This is a genomic window from Nitrococcus mobilis Nb-231 (assembly GCF_000153205.1).
Lineage (GTDB): Bacteria > Pseudomonadota > Gammaproteobacteria > Nitrococcales > Nitrococcaceae > Nitrococcus > Nitrococcus mobilis.
In genome coordinates this window covers 1522535-1536968 of the sequence record NZ_CH672427.1, presented here as the reverse complement: position 1 = coordinate 1536968, position 14434 = coordinate 1522535, and the positions used below count along the sequence as shown (strand labels likewise).

The window sequence follows — 14434 nt, the reverse complement described above, 5'->3', positions numbered from 1 at the left end:
CTAGGCGCGCTCGGGATATCTTGGACCGCCTCAACGAGATCACCTTCAACAGCAGCTGATGGGCGAACTGCGAGCCATCGAGTTCGTGAGCCGGCAGCTCGACGAGGGACACTTAGACCCGGTGCGCTACAAGCGAATGTTGATCCACCGCATCGACGGAGAAGCCGAGCTCAAGTCTTTGGATGCCTCCAGCAAACTCAATACCGAGTGGGACTTTCTGCGAACGCTGCACGGCATGGGCTATCGTGCCGCCAGCCAATGGTTGGCTCAGCACTTTGAGCGGCTTGGTCAGCATTCCACGGTAGACTTGCGTGCCATGTTCGCATGATCGCTCACTTTTAAGGAGTTCGTGAGGAGATTGCCGAGTTGCTGGAGGCTGCAGGCGTTGATACCGCCTCACTTGCGTATTACATACCAATTATTTTGGAAATCATGTTCCAGCTCGTGTTTCTCAACCGAGCGGAAGCCTGCGTGGAGCAGGCACTCCCTGGTTTTCTCCTCGCCCCACATAGCACCCAGACCTTCGCCGTCCTGAGCCAGTGACACGGTCATGCAGTGCATGCAGGATACAGTGTAGAGAAATGTGCCGATGGGATGGCCGATGTTGCCCTGAACCTGGCTCGAGCCCTTGATGTCCTGCATCAGATAAACCCCGTTTCCGTGCAGAGCGCGGTGAATGCCTTTTAGCACATTCAACGGTTGCGCCTGATCGTGGATGGCATCGAAGGTGGTGATCCAGTCGTAGGCGCCGGTTTCTGCGCATTCGTGAAAATCGCTGAGATCCGCCGCTTGGAATATGATATTGGTAAGTGCTCTGTCTGTGGCCTCTTGGCGGGCGGCAGCGATGGCGTCCTCAGAAAGGTCGAACCCTACGAAATGGCTGTTGGGGAACAGCTCGGCCAGCCGCAGGCCGATGCGGCCCCGCCCGCAACCCACATCGAGCGCTTTGATGCCGGAGTTAAGGCGATCGATCAAGCCGGGAATCAGCGGCAAGATGTGAGACTCCAGCGACGAGAGCACCGATTGGCCGCTATCCTCGGCCATGACCTCATGAAAGCGAGGGAAGCGCGCGTAAGGCACGCCACCGCCGTTTCTAAAGCATTCAACGATATCGTCCTCGACTGAACCGAGCAGCGCAATGTATTGCGCGAACACAGCGACATTATCGGCCGCGGCGGCACGGGTGAGAAATGCGGCGTGCTCCGCGGGCAGGTGAAACTGCGGCGGCGAACCGCTACATTCCACCACCCCTGCGGTAACCATCGCGCCCAGCCATTCACGCACGTATCGTTCGTTGAGCCCGGCCCTGACAGCCAGCTCCGAGGAAGATAGCGGCGGTTGATCGCGCATGGCATCAAACAGCCCGGTTCGGTGGCCGATCGAGACCATCAGGCAAAGGGCGCCACGGTTGAGCGTCTCAAGGAGATTGCCTGCGAAGGCATCGGCTTGCTGGCTATCGAAGTCGGCTCCAACATTCGCTTCAGACATAACTGTGTCCTCCGGCGCGACGGTGCTTGCCAGTCCCATTTCTTTACTATAGGAGACGCTTTTGCTGGTTTGATAGTCTAAACGATGCTCATTGCCCGAACCGGCCTGGCGCTGTGTGGGCAACCCGGGGCTTGCCAGCTAGCGATGAAAATCGCCCGCCTGCTCCGGCTGATAGACGATTTCGACAACCCGCACTCTCAGCACGCCGCCACCTGGACGCGGCCACTCGAGCTCGTCTCCAACCGAGAGCCCAAGGAGGGCGCTGCCTACTGGTGCAAGGACAGAAATTCGATCAGCGTTACCGCCGACATCCTTTGGATATACCAAAGTCAGGCAAAATTCTTCGCCCGAATTCTCGATGGAAAAACGCACGGCTGAATTCATCGTTACCACCGAGGGTGGCACTTGCTCGGGCGGTACAACCTCGGCGCGGTCAAGTTCCGCTTGCAACGCGGCTTTGCCGGGGAATGCGTTGTCTGGGATCGAATCGAGTAGGGCCTCGAGCCGATCTAGATCCTGTGATGTCAGTATGATCTGGGGTTTCTTATTCACGTGTTCCTCGTTTCATTCAGGGGGAGGAGTTGCAGTGGCTTGCTTGCCTCTCCGCCGCGTGCTTGGGCACCGTCACTGACGGCACACCCCGTCTTGCACGGTGCAACCCATCTTGATAGTAAGCTCTCGCAGATTCTCTGCGCTTGCACCGATAACGGCAACGTTGTTTCGTTCTTCGTGAGCCAGCGGCGATGTCAACTTCACGCTGACCCGGGTCGCCTGGAACGATGCGATCATGGTTTTCGCGTTCACACCGATCATCGGGCTGCTGCTGGGGCTGTTGGCGATCACCGTGCTCTGGGAGACGCTTTTCCTGTCGGTTATACCTCACATTGTGTTATCGGCGCTCTTCGCACAATAGTGTATAAGCGAGGTGCCGGTGCGGCCGGCCTTGAGAAGGCGGCTTAGTGTCTAAAATGCCCCGTCACCAATAAAAAATTAGTATAAAAATCAGAGATATAAACCAGTTAGTTATAATTGTTTGATCTATTTTAATAGTTGCCGCAATATAAGCCTATATATCCAGTTATGAATATCAAATATTGTTAATCTAAATTCTTCTCTGATTGATTTGAGATGGAACGTGAGGCGCCATGCTGAATTCCAAGCTAGATAAAATGATATTTATGTCGTTACTAGCCAAGCCTCTCCTGGGAAAACCCTGATTCATTCGATAAAAGCGCCGTCGGCTATAATCTATAGATGTCTCATACTTTGCGCCTGCTGGTGCTGAGCCGTGAGATTGACGAACAGTCGAAGCATAAGCGGAGTAAATCATGGTTCCCCTGAACATAACGCAACCGGTGGTTACCGGCATCTCACCTTCGTAGGATAACACGACGGAGTGGTGAAACTGCCTCGTAGAGGTGCTGCAATGGAACTGAGAGCCATGCTTATCCTGATATGATGTAATCAGTTGCGTTAAATTTATAGAAAATCGGTTTTACGCTAAAAGGCTTACGGAGGTGCTAGGGTTTTGATATTATGCTGGAGCTCAGGTGCAAATAATTTTATTTTCACTTACACTCATAATAACGGGTATGGTCACATGAAACATTTTCTCGTACTTGCTATGGTTGCGATTCTCGTGGGGATGATGCCTGCCTATGCAGAAAATGCAGAAAGCAAAAACACCAATATGCAAATTCTGATCGATAAAGCGAAGGCAGATAAGAAATACATAATAGCCAGCAATATGGATTTGACGGATAGTGAATCTAAAGATTTTTGGCCGCTTTATGAAGGCTATCAAAAAGAGTTAGATCGTTTCAACTCCCAATTGAAAGAAATCATAAATGAGTATGCTGATGCCTACAATAAAGGGGCCATTCCTGATAGGCTTGCAAAAAAATTGATGAATGAGTCGCTTAATATTGAAGGTGCAGAAGCCAGAACGCGTCGAGAGTATGCAGAAAAAATGATTAAAGTTCTTCCGGCGGCTAAAGTGGCTCGTTACCTGCAAATGGAAAGAAAAATACGGTCTGCTATTAAGTTCGATCTAGCAGCCAATATTCCCCTTGTCTATTAGTATAAAATTTGTTGGAATGAGCTAGTCGGGGATTCCCGGAGACCCCAGCCTCGGGATAAAACAGTCTCTGGGAATCCCGGGGCGGTTAGAATTGCTGGACGAGGTTCGCTCGTGCCGATGCCGCCTCGTGCCTGGAACGGCAGCCTTGCCGAGTGTGGCAAACTCAGGGTAGACCTCTTAACCTGTATCATAGGGCCGATTTAGGCCAGATGAAGCGCGCGTGACCGTCATGGAACATCCTATTCTACCACCATACGAGAGATCATCACGAATTCGGGTAAATGATAAACTAATGATTTCCTGATATTTAAAAGCTGAATTATAAGGGCAAAAAATATATTTTTATTTTTCTTTTTTTGTCATGCCTATGAACTATCTTTAGGCTACCTATGCGTCTAATCTACGTCTGTATGGACCATGCGTTCGTCCGCCTGGCGGCTGAGGAAGGTTAACAGGCAATGTTTATTGTTGAGCATATTTTGACAGCTGGGGTAAGTAAACGTTAAACAACGAGAAAGAGGAAGCGCAATGGCAATCGAAGGCATGAATCATTTTACTGTTATAAGCAGCGATCTTGGGAAAACTAAAGCTTTTTATCTAGGAGTGCTAGGCTTGCTGGAAGGTTACCGCCCACCTATGGAATCCACTGGCGCCTGGCTTTATGCGGCAGATCAAAAATACCCCATACTCCACATTATAGCCGAGCGGCCGATGCCGGAAAATGCGTCCGGTGTCATTGACCATATGGCGTTTACCGCCACTGGCCTGCAGTCGACGATAGATACGCTTAAACAACATGGTATCGCATACAAGCTGAACCGTATAAAAGAACTGGGCGTCTGGCAGTTGTTTTGCCATGACCCGGATGGCGCCAGAGTTGAATTGGATTTTCCCGCAGACGAGCCTGAACCGCAGGAGTAATGTTCCTTTAATTTTATAATCAAAGTTTTGAAAATGGCTTAGCGTAGGATAGGGACTGTACTCGTACAAGAGCGGCCTGCTCCCTGGTCCGGCGGTTGCAAAAAAGTGTTTATCGTTTACGCTGAACAGGAACGTCCGCTACCAGTTGAAGCCCGACATCGTTACCCACAATTCGGTTCTTGCATGGCATATGGCACGGGTGTTCCTGCTTCGGATACGCTATGGTAAAGAATCGCATGTTCGCCGAACCGTGTCTGGCACTAATAAGAATAACGGCGCGAGGGGGCTACCCACGGTCCCATCACCAGCAGTTTCTGCTCAAATTCGCACGGAACCGCCGATTGTGGTGTCGCTGGTTGTTCGAAGCCCGCCAACGGTTCGGACTCTGCGTCCTGGATTTTATCGTCACATCCAACCACATTCATTGGCTGACGCAGGGCCGGGCCACGGAGAAATCGCAAAGAGCAGGCAAATTGATTGCCGGACGTGCCGCGCAAGCTTATAACCAGAGAAAACAACGACGGGGTGCCTATTGGGAAGACCGCTATCATGCCACCGCCATAGAGGCGGACGAGCATCTGGCACGCTGTAGCATGTATAGCAATCTAACTTGATCGATTCACAAATTTGGTGTGGGTGGTGAATGGCACTTACTTAAGGGCAAGTACCTGAAAGGGTGAGAAAAAGGCTGACCTGGGTGATAAAGTCTTAGTCGCCAAACAAACACCCATCACCCAGAAGGTCAGCCCTTATGCATCGTAACCAATGCGCGCGCCTACAACAATAGGGCGTTGGTAGCTGACGATATTTTGCGAACGGTGTACTAATGCCCGTGGGGCGTTAAACTATTCTTAATCATGATCCGCCTATCCACCAAGAGCCGGTATGCTGTGAGCGCGCTCATGCATCTGGCTATCCATAATCAAGCGGGGCCGGTGCCGCTTGCCGAGATTTCGGTTTGCCAGGGAATATCCATGTCCTATGTGGAGCAGATCGTCGGCCGCTTGCGGCGTGCGGGTCTGGTCCAAGGCACTCCGGGGCCGGGCGGCGGCTATCGGCTCGGCCGTTCTCCGGAGCACATCTCGGTGGGGGAGGTGATCGCGCTCATGGAGGATGGGCGCGGTGGGCGTCAGTACACATCGACGCTCGACCGTATCGTTTGGAGCCGACTGACTCAGCGGATCGACGCTTTTCTGCGCGGCGTGACCCTGGCCGATTTCGTGCAGCGGCCGCAGATTCGTGCGGCACTTGCCCGTCAATACGCTGGCGGCAGGTGGCGCTGTGACGTGTGCGGCGCACTTGCCATGCGGAGCGGCTGTGATGGCAACTCAGTGGCTAGGGCGCGATGACCTACGTCGTCACGGAGCGCTGTATCCGCTGCAAGTACACCGACTGCGTGGAGGTCTGTCCGGTGGACTGCTTCCATGAAGGCCGCAACTTCCTCGTGATCGATCCTGATGAATGTATCGACTGTGCCCTTTGCGTGCCGGAGTGTCCGGTAGAGGCGATCTATGCCGATGACCGCCTGCCCGAGGGTCAAGAGCGATTCTTCGAGCTCAATGCGCAACTCGCGCGCGCCTGGCCGGTCATCACCCGACGCAAGCCAGCGCCCGCCGATGCCGAGGAGTGGCGTGAGGCGACGGATAAGCTGCGCTATCTGGAGGAGCCTTGAATCAGTTGGCCGTGGGGCTGTCCGACCGGCCGTAGCGGCGCCGGACGTACGCCTCGACAATCGTTTTGAACTCCTCAGCAATGTTGTCTCCGCGTAAGGTCACGGTTTTTTCGCCATCCTCGTAGACTGGCGCGACGGGTTTCTCGCCGGTCCCGGGAAGGCTGATGCCGAGGTTCGCATGGCGGCTTTCACCGGGCCCGTTGACCACGCAGCCCATCACAGCGAGGGTCATCTGTTCCACGCCGGGGTATTCACGCCGCCACTGCGGCATGCGCTCGCGCACATGGTGCTGAATATCGGCCGCCAGGCTCTGGAAGAAGGTGCTGGTGGTACGCCCGCAACCAGGGCAGGCGGCTACCAGTGGGGTGAAGGCACGCAGCCCCATGGTTTGCAGAATCTCCTGAGCGACGATGACCTCGCGGGTGCGGGACTCGCCTGGCTGCGGTGTGAGGGAGATGCGCACGGTATCGCCGATGCCTTCCTGCAGCAACAGCGCCAATGCCGCCGTGGAGGCCACGATGCCCTTGGACCCCATACCCGCCTCGGTGAGTCCGAGGTGCAGCGCGAAATCGCAGCGGCTCGCCAGATCACGGTAAACGGTGACCAGATCCTGCACCCCACTTACTTTGCAGGATAGGACGATGCGCTCGTGCGCCAATCCTAAGGCTTCGGCCTTCTCGGCGCTGTCCAGAGCGGAGCGGACCAAAGCGGTTTTCATGACCGCGGCGGGGCCTTGGGGATCGGGGCGACGGGCGTTATCGTCCATCATACGGGAGAGCAAATCCTGATCCAGGCTGCCCCAGTTCACGCCGATACGCACGGGTTTGCCGTAGTCTTTCGCAATTTCGATCATGGTTGCGAATTGAGGATCGCGCCGGCTACCCTTGCCTACGTTACCGGGGTTGATCCGAAACTTCGCCAGCGCCTCGGCACAGCTCGGATAGCGGGTGAGTAGCTTGTGCCCGTTGAAATGGAAGTCCCCGATCAGAGGAACCTGGATGCCCATATCGTCGAGCCGTCGGCGGATGCCGGGGACTGCCGCGGCGGCGTCTTCGGTGTTCACCGTGATGCGCACCAGCTCAGAGCCGGCCCGTGCCAGGTCAGCAACCTGGACCGCGGTGGCGACCTCATCGGCAGTGTCCGTGTTGGTCATCGATTGGACGACCAGGGGGGCATCGCCACCGACGATGACTCCGCCGATGTTCGCGGGTACGCTGAGGCGGCGCTTATAGGCAGGGATTTCGGTCATAATGCTGTCCGGCTCATAGTTGGGTTGGCGGGCGTTGCAAAACGCCGGACTATGATAATCCATCCCGCGTTTGGGTTCACGACGGCGCGCCGCCGGGGCGCGCTGGTTTGCAGGAGCGTTACTAATGATCGATGTATATAGCTGGTCCACGCCGAACGGCCATAAAGTGCACATCGCGCTCGAGGAATTGGCCTTGGACTACCGCATCCATCCGGTGAACATCGGCCAGGGTGATCAGTTCGAGGCAGAATTCCTGCGCATCAGTCCCAACAACAAAATTCCGGCTATAGTGGATCGGCAGGGTCCCGGCGATGAACCGTTTTCTCTGTTCGAGTCTGGGGCGATCCTGATCTATTTGGCCGAAAAGGCCGGACGACTGTTGCCGAGCCAGTCACGCGAGCGTTATCGGGCCATCGAGTGGCTGATGTTTCAGATGGGCAATTTGGGACCCATGTTGGGCCAGGCGCACCATTTTCGCCAGTATGCCCCGGAGCGGATCGATTATGCGATCAGCCGCTATACCAACGAGACCACACGGCTCTACCGGGTGCTGGACCAGCGACTTGGGGAGGAGGCGTTCTTAGCGGGGCCGGAGTACAGCATTGCCGATATCGCCGCGTTTCCGTGGATTCGCCCCTACGAGCGGCAGGGTCAGGATTTGATCGAGCACCCGAATCTGAAGCGTTGGTTCGATACCATCGTGCAGCGCCCGGCCGTGGAGCGGGGCTTGAGCGTGCTCGCCGATTGCGAGCAGAAGAGTTTCGACGAGGAGGCCAAGCAGGTGCTCTTCGGTGAGCGCCAATACCAACGCCACTGAGACCGGGCGGCTGGCTGGTCGGACGAGCAAACGATATGGCCGATATGCAGCAACTGCTTACGTTGATGGCACGGCTGCGGGATCCTGTTGCGGGCTGTCCTTGGGATCTCGAGCAGGATTTCAAGAGCATTGTGCCGCATACGCTGGAGGAAGCCTACGAGGTCGCGCAGAGCATCGAATCTGGCGATCTGACGGAGCTGTGTGATGAACTCGGAGATCTTCTGTTTCAAGTGGTCTTCTATGCCCAACTCGCGCAAGAGCGTGGTGCTTTTGACTTCGAGAAAGTCGTGGCCGCGATCGCGGCTAAGATCGTGCGTCGCCATCCCCACGTGTTCGGCACCGCCGCACGGCCGGATGCGGCGGAGCAGCACCGGAGCTGGGAGACGATCAAAGCCGAGGAGCGGCGCGCCAAGCAAACGCACGGGGCCGCGCCGCCGGGTGCACTGGATGGCGTCGCGCGCGCGCTGCCGGCATTGCCGCGTGCGGTCAAACTGCAGCGGCGTGCGGCCCGGGTCGGGTTCGATTGGGATGCACCGCAACCGGTTCTGGAGAAGATTCACGAGGAGCTCGCCGAGCTCGAGGTCGAGCTTGATGCTGGGGCCGGGCAGGATCGGCTGGAGGACGAGCTCGGTGATGTTCTGTTCGCCTGCGCCAATCTCGCTCGTCACCTGCAGGTGGATGCCGAGGCGGCCTTGCGGCACACCAACGCCAAGTTCGAACGGCGCTTCCGGCGGCTGGAAGCGATTCTGTGCGAGGCCGACATTGACGCGACAAGCGCCGATCTTGAGACGCTAGAGTCCGCTTGGCAGCAAGCTAAACGGGAAGAACTGGAGCGCTGATCGGTCATCTCCGGTTCATGCCGGGGCTTATTGAAATCCGATGATTTAATCCTAACCTCAAGACAAGACGGCGGTGGGTGAAGCAATCGCCGGCCGACGCATTCCACCGGTTCTGCAAGGGAGATACCTATTATGAGTTTGGCCGCCAAAACCTGTGTACCCTGTAAGGGCGGCGTCGATCCCCTGTCCCGAGCGGACGCCGAGCGCTACCTCAGTGAAATTCCCGGCTGGCAGCTATCCGAGGATGGGCGCCGCATCCAGCGCGAGTATAAGTTTAAAAATTTCGTGCAAGCGCTTGCATTTGTTAATAAAGTGGGTGGGCTGGCCGAACAGGAAGCGCACCATCCCGAGATCCGGTTTGGGTGGGGCCATGCGCAGATCGAGCTTTGGACCCATAAGATCAACGGCCTGCATGAGAACGACTTTATTGTCGCCGCGAAAATCGACCAGCCGGACTGAATTCGGCTAGCCCGGTGCGGTGGGGCGTTCCCAAGTACCGGAGCGCCCACCGCTTTTATGCAACAGCTGCACCTCGCCGATGATCATGCCGCGATCGAGGCCCTTGCACATATCGTAGATCGTGAGCAGCGCGATTTGCACGGCCGTCATGGCCTCCATTTCCACGCCGGTGCGCTCGACGGTTTCGGTACGCGCTTGGCAACGGACAGCGGGTGGGTCTTCTTGCAGGCTCAGCTCTACGTCGATGTGGGTAAGGGCAATGGGATGGCATAGCGGCACCAGCTCCCAGGTGCGTTTCGCCGCCATGATTCCGGCAACGCGGGCGGTACCGAGCGCGTCCCCCTTGCGCAGGTCTCCGGCGCGCAGCTTCGCCAGCGTATCCGCCGCCATATGAATCTGTCCTTCGGCGATGGCAATGCGGTGGGTACGCTCTTTGGCACCCACGTCGACGATATGGGCCTCGCCCCGGGTGTTTAGATGGGTAAGCTCGGTCATGTTTCTCCTCCGTTTTCGGTTAAAGCCTTAGATCCGTCGTCGGGCCGTAGCCGCTCGCGCCTTGGCTGTCCGCATTTTGGGCAGCCACGCGACGCCGCGGGTGATCGTCAACAGGCCCTAGTTACTTAAACAGTTCTTCGCGGGCGGCTATCTTATCAAGCGAGTCGGGGTTGGCGAGTGCCGCCCGATTGGCGATTGTCTCGCCGCGCAGCAGCTTGGCGACGGCGAGCTCGACTTTTTTGCCGCTGCGAGTATAGGGGATCTCGTCGAGTTGAATGATTTTCGCCGGTACATGCCGCGGACTGGCCTGTTCGCGGATGCGTTGGCGTATCCTGTGCCTGAGCTCGTCGCTGAGCGCGTGGCCTTCATTGAGTACGACCATCAAGACCACGCGTACGTCGCCCTGCCAGGGTTGTCCTACGGCGAGGCTATCGGCGATTTCCGAGATTGTCTCCACCGGCCGATAAATTTCTGCGGTTCCGATACGCACGCCGCCTGGGTTGAGCGTGGCATCGCAGCGGCCATGGATCGTCGAGCCGCCGTGCGGATAGAAGGTGATGTAATCACCCTGGGCCCAGACCCCTGGGTAGATCGCGAAGTAGGCGCTGCGATAGCGAACCATGCTGGGATCATTCCAGAATTTGACCGGCATGCTGGGCGCCGGTTGGGTGCATACGAGTTCGCCGGGTTCCCCTACTATCTCGTGGCCGGCCGGATCGAAAGCCTTGACGTCCATGCCCAGCATCTTGCATTGGATCTCGCCACGGCGAACCGGCAGGGTCGGGCTGACGCCCACGAAACAAGAGACGATATCGGTTCCGCCGGAAATCGAGCCGAGCAGCACATCGGCCTTGATCGCTTGGTAGACGTAATCGAAATCCTCGGGCAGCAGCGGCGAACCGGTGGAGAAGATGACTCGGAGCCGCTCGAGATCGTGCGTCTGACCGGGCCTCAGCTCGGCATTGCGGCAACTGCCCAGGAACTTGGCGCTGGTGCCGAAATGGGTGATTCGCTCGCGCTCGGCGAGCGTCCAAAGAACATCCAAGCTGGGATCGCTCGGCGAGCCGTCGAAGAGAAGCAGCTCCGCCCCGGTTAGCAGCCCGGAGACAAGCCAGTTCCACATCATCCAGCCTGTGGTTGTGTAATAGAAAAACCGGTCACGCGGTCCAATGTCACCCTGCAGCAACAGCTCCTTGCTGTGTTGCAGCAAGATCCCGCCGGCGCCATGGACGAGGCACTTCGGCACCCCGGTGGTGCCCGAGGAATAGAGGATGTAGAGTGGATGATCGAAGGGCAACTGCGCAAAGGTGAGACGATGACCGCGGCCCGCGGCCAAGGCATTCTCCCAGCGCACGTGTTTCGATTCTTTCGGGCAAGGCGCATCGGGTAGGTTGTCGATCAACACCACCGTTTCGACCGAGGCCATTCGCCGTTGCAGAGTCCGCACCTGATCCACGCGGGTGAAGGACTTGCCAGCGTAACGATAGCCGTTGTCGGCCACTAGGAGTTTCGGCTCGATCTGCCCGAAGCGATCCAGAATGCCGTTGACTCCGAACTCCGGTGAGACCGACGACCAGACTGCGCCGATGCTGGTGGTGGCCAGCATGGCGATCAACGCCTCGGGGGTGTTGGCAACGATGCCCGCGACCCGATCCCCTGGCCGCACGCCTTGTTGCAGTAGAAAGCCTTGCCAGGCGCCGACCGCGTCATACAGCTCGCCATAATTTAGTTGCCGGCGAGGCCGGGATTCGGATACCGCCGTGATCGCGGGTTTGTCGGGGTCGCCATGCAGCGCCTCGCGCAACAGATTTTCGGCGAAATTCAGCTGCGCTCCAGGGAACCACTCGGCTCCGGGCATGCCGCGCTTGCCAAGCACCTGGCTGTGGCGTTGGCTGGCGATGACGCCGGTATGCTCCCAGATACTTTCCCAGAAGGTTTCGAGGTGGCGCACGGACCACTGGTGTAGCGCTTGATAATCTTGGAAGGGCCCATGGCCGCGCGCCTCGAGCCAATGTTGGTAGTGCGCCATATTGCTGTGCTGGAGATCGCGCGCCGTAGATTGTCTGAGAATCGGGGCATCCGCGCTCATGGCTAGCTCTCGAATCACGAAAATCGTGCGCAGTAGGTTGGGTGGCGCTGCACTGGGTGGCTCAGGGGCCGATCGGCACAACTCAGTATAACAGACCTACCGTTGGCTTAATGGCGCTGCTTGGAACCACTTTGGGATCAGGGCAACGTTTCTGTGAAGGCGGGCCGCAGCGCGTTTTCGCAATACGGTTCGCAAGGCCTGCACAAGCTGTGGTAGGGAGTCAAAGCCGTTGCTCGATTTGCTGGCGAAAGTGCACGAGACGCGCTGTGTTCGCCCCAAAATCCGCGATCCCGACCCGGGACGCCGAGCGCAGATACAACGCGCTGCCACCGTCTTCGGTCGTCTTTACCCAGACCTCGACATCGTCTTTAAAACGCCATAGCGGCGTAACCGCTACCGCATGCAGGTGGTGATGTTTCGAGTCGATGCTCTGGATTTGCCAGTCGTTGGCGCGCGCCGCCGCAACGGCGGCTTCGAGCACGGCTTGGGCCGGGCGGCGGTAAACGTGTAGCCGCCGTTCCGGATAGGCCGACATGGGCTCGGTCTGGGCGACGTGGCGAGTGAGATAGGTGCTAAGCCGCGTCAACAGTCCAGGACTCGAGGTCAGCGGTGGGTGGTTGTAAGCAATGACCGCGAGCGCTGCGATCACCCCGACTAAAAGAAGGGCCAATAGCAACTGGATCAGATGCTGCATCGTTTGCCAAGGGCTTTTGTTACCACTCGATGGGCTGGCCACGCTTTAGGAATACACCGCTCGGTCCCGCATCGGGTAGCGTTGCTGCCTCGATCACCCATTCAGCCGCCTCGGCCGCGCTGTAGGTAGCCTGCGTGCCGCCCATACGGGTTCGCACCCAACCGGGATCCACTGAGTTGATCTTGATGTTCTCCTCTTCGAACTCTGCGGCAACTAAGCAGGTGATTACGTTGAGCATCGCTTTGGACATTCGGTAAGCCGGAAACCCATGCGCCATATGAGCGAGCTGGCCATAGCCCGAGGAAATGTTGACGATACGCCCGTAGCCGTGGCGACGCATCAGCGGCACGATCGTTTGGATTAGGCGCAACGCTCCAAAGGCATTGGTTTGCAGGTTTTCATGCAGCGACTCCAAGGGCATTTCGAATACGTTCGGTGCGCTGTGAGCACCGTGGGCGCTCGCCTGCTCGGGGAAAATGCCGGCGTTGTTGACCAACACGTCGAGCCGGCCGAAGGCATTATCCAGGAACCCGGCAAGACGTTGCACGCTATCGGCGCGGGTGACATCGAGCGGATGGTAGCCAACGTCCAGAGCTTCACCCTGAAGCTTGTCGGCTGCCGCTTTTCCTTGTACGGCATCGCGGCTGGTGAGCACAGCTTTGTAGCCGCGACGCGCTAATTGCCGTGCGGTCTCGAAGCCAAGCCCGCGGTTGGCGCCCGTGATGACGGCAATGCGGCGATTTTCAGTCATGGTTGTTATACCGGGCCAAATTCAAATTGAAATTAGTTGGCCCCTGCGGTGGGGTCAAGCGGGCTGCATGCTGTAAGGCGCTGCGCTCGTCCATCACACGCCCTCCCGCAAGTAATAGCTTTGAACTACCGTCAGGTCATCCTCCAGCTCGTAGATGAGCGGCTCGCCGGTGGGGATCTCCAGGCTGGTGATTGCCTCGTCGCTGATCGCATTCAGGTGCTTAATCAGGGCGCGTAGGCTGTTGCCGTGGGCGGAGATAAGTAGGGTATTGTTATCGTGTAGCCGCGGTATAATTTTGGATTTCCAGTAAGGCATCACCCTCTCTAGGGTGTCTTTCAGCGATTCGGTAGCAGGTAACCACTCCGGGCGCAGTCCGGCATAGCGTGGATCGAACCGGGGGTGGCGCGGGTCATCCCCGGACATGGGTGGCGGGGGCGTGGCATAGCTGCGCCGCCAAACATGCACCTGTTCGCTGCCGTATTTTTGGGCGGTCTCGGCTTTGTCCAAGCCGGTGAGCGCGCCATAATGACGTTCATTGAGGCGCCAATCGTTAGTGATCGGAGCCCACATCTGATCCAGCGCGTCAAGCGTGATCCAAGTCGTGCGAATCGCCCGCTTCTGCACCGAGGTGTAGACCCAATCAAAGCGAAAATCGTGCTGGGCAAGCAGTTGTCCAGCCGCGTACGCTTCCTCTCGACCTTGATCGCTCAAATCGACATCTTGCCAGCCTGTGAATCGGTTCTCAAGATTCCAGCTACTCTGGCCGTGCCTGAGCAGGACGAGCCTCTTCATCGGCAAGCAACTCCCTCGTTTATTGAAATTTTCCGGTCATTTGATCCCCGAGCTCCGGGGGATTGTCTGGTCAAGTGTTCTCCTGCAT

At 57.4% G+C, this 14434-nt stretch carries 19 protein-coding genes; 10 read left to right on the top strand and 9 right to left on the bottom strand.

What is annotated here, in order from left to right; translation table 11 throughout:
* Positions 1 to 58: 58 nt before the first annotated feature.
* Positions 59 to 328, top strand: coding sequence for a hypothetical protein (locus tag NB231_RS18460; RefSeq protein ID WP_005001030.1), 270 nt, complete (start codon positions 59 to 61; stop codon positions 326 to 328).
* Between the two features lie 68 nt (positions 329 to 396).
* Here the strand turns inward: NB231_RS18460 and NB231_RS07110 are convergent, their stop codons facing one another.
* The 3 genes from NB231_RS07110 to NB231_RS19520 all read right to left on the bottom strand — a co-directional run bounded on the left by NB231_RS07110 (position 397) and on the right by NB231_RS19520 (position 2277).
* Positions 397 to 1488 carry a class I SAM-dependent methyltransferase gene (locus tag NB231_RS07110; RefSeq protein WP_040662021.1) on the bottom strand — a complete coding sequence of 364 codons (1092 nt, stop codon included), beginning with the start codon at positions 1486 to 1488 and terminating at the stop codon, positions 397 to 399.
* A 138-nt stretch (positions 1489 to 1626) separates the two neighbouring features.
* Positions 1627 to 2040: a nucleoside diphosphate kinase regulator gene (rnk, locus tag NB231_RS07105; protein ID WP_005001028.1), complete on the bottom strand. Its 414-nt coding sequence runs from the start codon at positions 2038 to 2040 to the stop codon at positions 1627 to 1629.
* A 72-nt stretch (positions 2041 to 2112) separates the two neighbouring features.
* The gene (locus tag NB231_RS19520) at positions 2113 to 2277 is read right to left on the bottom strand and encodes a hypothetical protein (protein WP_005001027.1); all 165 of its coding nucleotides are present in this window, start codon (positions 2275 to 2277) and stop codon (positions 2113 to 2115) included.
* Between NB231_RS19520 and NB231_RS19515 the strand changes: the two genes are divergently transcribed.
* From NB231_RS19515 to fdxA, 6 genes are all read left to right on the top strand, one after another.
* Entirely contained in the window at positions 2276 to 2401 is a 126-nt protein-coding gene (locus NB231_RS19515; protein WP_005001026.1) for a hypothetical protein, read from the top strand. The two genes, NB231_RS19520 and NB231_RS19515, sit on opposite strands and share 2 nt — an antisense overlap.
* Positions 2402 to 3088: 687 nt before the next feature.
* Complete coding sequence (locus tag NB231_RS07100) at positions 3089 to 3568, top strand: hypothetical protein (RefSeq protein ID WP_005001024.1); 480 nt, start codon at positions 3089 to 3091, stop codon at positions 3566 to 3568.
* A 528-nt stretch (positions 3569 to 4096) separates the two neighbouring features.
* Positions 4097 to 4489, top strand: a complete 393-nt coding sequence (locus NB231_RS07095) for a VOC family protein (RefSeq protein WP_005001022.1) — start codon at positions 4097 to 4099, stop codon at positions 4487 to 4489.
* A 356-nt stretch (positions 4490 to 4845) separates the two neighbouring features.
* A complete protein-coding gene (locus NB231_RS07090; RefSeq protein ID WP_232210409.1) occupies positions 4846 to 5103 on the top strand; it encodes a transposase in 258 nt (85 codons plus the stop codon).
* Positions 5104 to 5346: 243 nt separating this feature from the next.
* On the top strand, positions 5347 to 5838 hold the full coding sequence (locus tag NB231_RS07085) for an Rrf2 family transcriptional regulator (RefSeq protein ID WP_005001017.1): 492 nt from the start codon (positions 5347 to 5349) through the stop codon (positions 5836 to 5838).
* Entirely contained in the window at positions 5835 to 6161 is a 327-nt protein-coding gene (gene fdxA / locus NB231_RS07080; protein WP_005001012.1) for a ferredoxin FdxA, read from the top strand. Before NB231_RS07085 ends, fdxA begins: the two co-directional genes overlap by 4 nt.
* A gap of 1 nt (position 6162) precedes the next feature.
* On the opposite strand, the gene ispG is transcribed toward fdxA, so the two are convergent.
* Positions 6163 to 7410 (bottom strand): flavodoxin-dependent (E)-4-hydroxy-3-methylbut-2-enyl-diphosphate synthase, encoded by a 1248-nt coding sequence (gene ispG / locus NB231_RS07075; protein WP_040663479.1) that lies wholly within the window; start codon positions 7408 to 7410, stop codon positions 6163 to 6165.
* Positions 7411 to 7534: 124 nt separating this feature from the next.
* Here ispG and NB231_RS07070 point away from each other — a divergent pair, with 124 nt between their 5' ends.
* From NB231_RS07070 to NB231_RS07060, 3 genes are all read left to right on the top strand, one after another.
* Complete coding sequence (locus tag NB231_RS07070; protein WP_005001009.1) at positions 7535 to 8227, top strand: glutathione binding-like protein; 693 nt, start codon at positions 7535 to 7537, stop codon at positions 8225 to 8227.
* A 35-nt stretch (positions 8228 to 8262) separates the two neighbouring features.
* The gene (gene mazG, locus NB231_RS07065) at positions 8263 to 9066 is read left to right on the top strand and encodes a nucleoside triphosphate pyrophosphohydrolase (RefSeq protein ID WP_005001007.1); all 804 of its coding nucleotides are present in this window, start codon (positions 8263 to 8265) and stop codon (positions 9064 to 9066) included.
* Between the two features lie 132 nt (positions 9067 to 9198).
* Positions 9199 to 9525: a 4a-hydroxytetrahydrobiopterin dehydratase gene (locus tag NB231_RS07060; protein ID WP_005001004.1), complete on the top strand. Its 327-nt coding sequence runs from the start codon at positions 9199 to 9201 to the stop codon at positions 9523 to 9525.
* Between the two features lie 6 nt (positions 9526 to 9531).
* Here NB231_RS07060 and moaC read toward each other — a convergent pair whose 3' ends face one another.
* The 5 genes from moaC to gpmA form a co-directional block, all read right to left on the bottom strand.
* Positions 9532 to 10020, bottom strand: a complete 489-nt coding sequence (gene moaC, locus NB231_RS07055; protein ID WP_005001002.1) for a cyclic pyranopterin monophosphate synthase MoaC — start codon at positions 10018 to 10020, stop codon at positions 9532 to 9534.
* Between the two features lie 121 nt (positions 10021 to 10141).
* Positions 10142 to 12109, bottom strand: coding sequence for an acetoacetate--CoA ligase (locus NB231_RS07050; protein WP_005001000.1), 1968 nt, complete (start codon positions 12107 to 12109; stop codon positions 10142 to 10144).
* 220 nt (positions 12110 to 12329) lie between these two features.
* Positions 12330 to 12803: a DUF1499 domain-containing protein gene (locus NB231_RS07045; protein WP_005000997.1), complete on the bottom strand. Its 474-nt coding sequence runs from the start codon at positions 12801 to 12803 to the stop codon at positions 12330 to 12332.
* 19 nt (positions 12804 to 12822) lie between these two features.
* Positions 12823 to 13554, bottom strand: coding sequence for an SDR family NAD(P)-dependent oxidoreductase (locus tag NB231_RS07040; protein WP_005000994.1), 732 nt, complete (start codon positions 13552 to 13554; stop codon positions 12823 to 12825).
* A gap of 93 nt (positions 13555 to 13647) precedes the next feature.
* A complete protein-coding gene (gene gpmA / locus NB231_RS07035) occupies positions 13648 to 14346 on the bottom strand; it encodes a 2,3-diphosphoglycerate-dependent phosphoglycerate mutase (protein ID WP_005000991.1) in 699 nt (232 codons plus the stop codon).
* Between the last annotated feature and the right edge of the window lie 88 nt (positions 14347 to 14434).

Bases quoted from the DNA above. Each gene is read 5' to 3' on its own strand.
- NB231_RS18460 (WP_005001030.1), top strand. From the start codon at position 59: ATGGGCGAACTGCGAGCCATCGAGTTCGTGAGCCGGCAGCTCGACGAG.
- NB231_RS07110 (WP_040662021.1), bottom strand. From the start codon at position 1,488: ATGTCTGAAGCGAATGTTGGAGCCGACTTCGATAGCCAGCAAGCCGAT.
- NB231_RS19515 (WP_005001026.1), top strand. From the start codon at position 2,276: ATGGTTTTCGCGTTCACACCGATCATCGGGCTGCTGCTGGGGCTGTTG.
- NB231_RS19520 (WP_005001027.1), bottom strand. From the start codon at position 2,277: ATGATCGCATCGTTCCAGGCGACCCGGGTCAGCGTGAAGTTGACATCG.
- NB231_RS07100 (WP_005001024.1), top strand. From the start codon at position 3,089: ATGAAACATTTTCTCGTACTTGCTATGGTTGCGATTCTCGTGGGGATG.
- NB231_RS07095 (WP_005001022.1), top strand. From the start codon at position 4,097: ATGGCAATCGAAGGCATGAATCATTTTACTGTTATAAGCAGCGATCTT.
- NB231_RS07085 (WP_005001017.1), top strand. From the start codon at position 5,347: ATGATCCGCCTATCCACCAAGAGCCGGTATGCTGTGAGCGCGCTCATG.
- fdxA (WP_005001012.1), top strand. From the start codon at position 5,835: ATGACCTACGTCGTCACGGAGCGCTGTATCCGCTGCAAGTACACCGAC.
- ispG (WP_040663479.1), bottom strand. From the start codon at position 7,410: ATGACCGAAATCCCTGCCTATAAGCGCCGCCTCAGCGTACCCGCGAAC.
- NB231_RS07070 (WP_005001009.1), top strand. From the start codon at position 7,535: ATGATCGATGTATATAGCTGGTCCACGCCGAACGGCCATAAAGTGCAC.
- mazG (WP_005001007.1), top strand. From the start codon at position 8,263: ATGGCCGATATGCAGCAACTGCTTACGTTGATGGCACGGCTGCGGGAT.
- NB231_RS07060 (WP_005001004.1), top strand. From the start codon at position 9,199: ATGAGTTTGGCCGCCAAAACCTGTGTACCCTGTAAGGGCGGCGTCGAT.
- moaC (WP_005001002.1), bottom strand. From the start codon at position 10,020: ATGACCGAGCTTACCCATCTAAACACCCGGGGCGAGGCCCATATCGTC.
- NB231_RS07050 (WP_005001000.1), bottom strand. From the start codon at position 12,109: ATGAGCGCGGATGCCCCGATTCTCAGACAATCTACGGCGCGCGATCTC.
- NB231_RS07045 (WP_005000997.1), bottom strand. From the start codon at position 12,803: ATGCAGCATCTGATCCAGTTGCTATTGGCCCTTCTTTTAGTCGGGGTG.
- NB231_RS07040 (WP_005000994.1), bottom strand. From the start codon at position 13,554: ATGACTGAAAATCGCCGCATTGCCGTCATCACGGGCGCCAACCGCGGG.
- gpmA (WP_005000991.1), bottom strand. From the start codon at position 14,346: ATGAAGAGGCTCGTCCTGCTCAGGCACGGCCAGAGTAGCTGGAATCTT.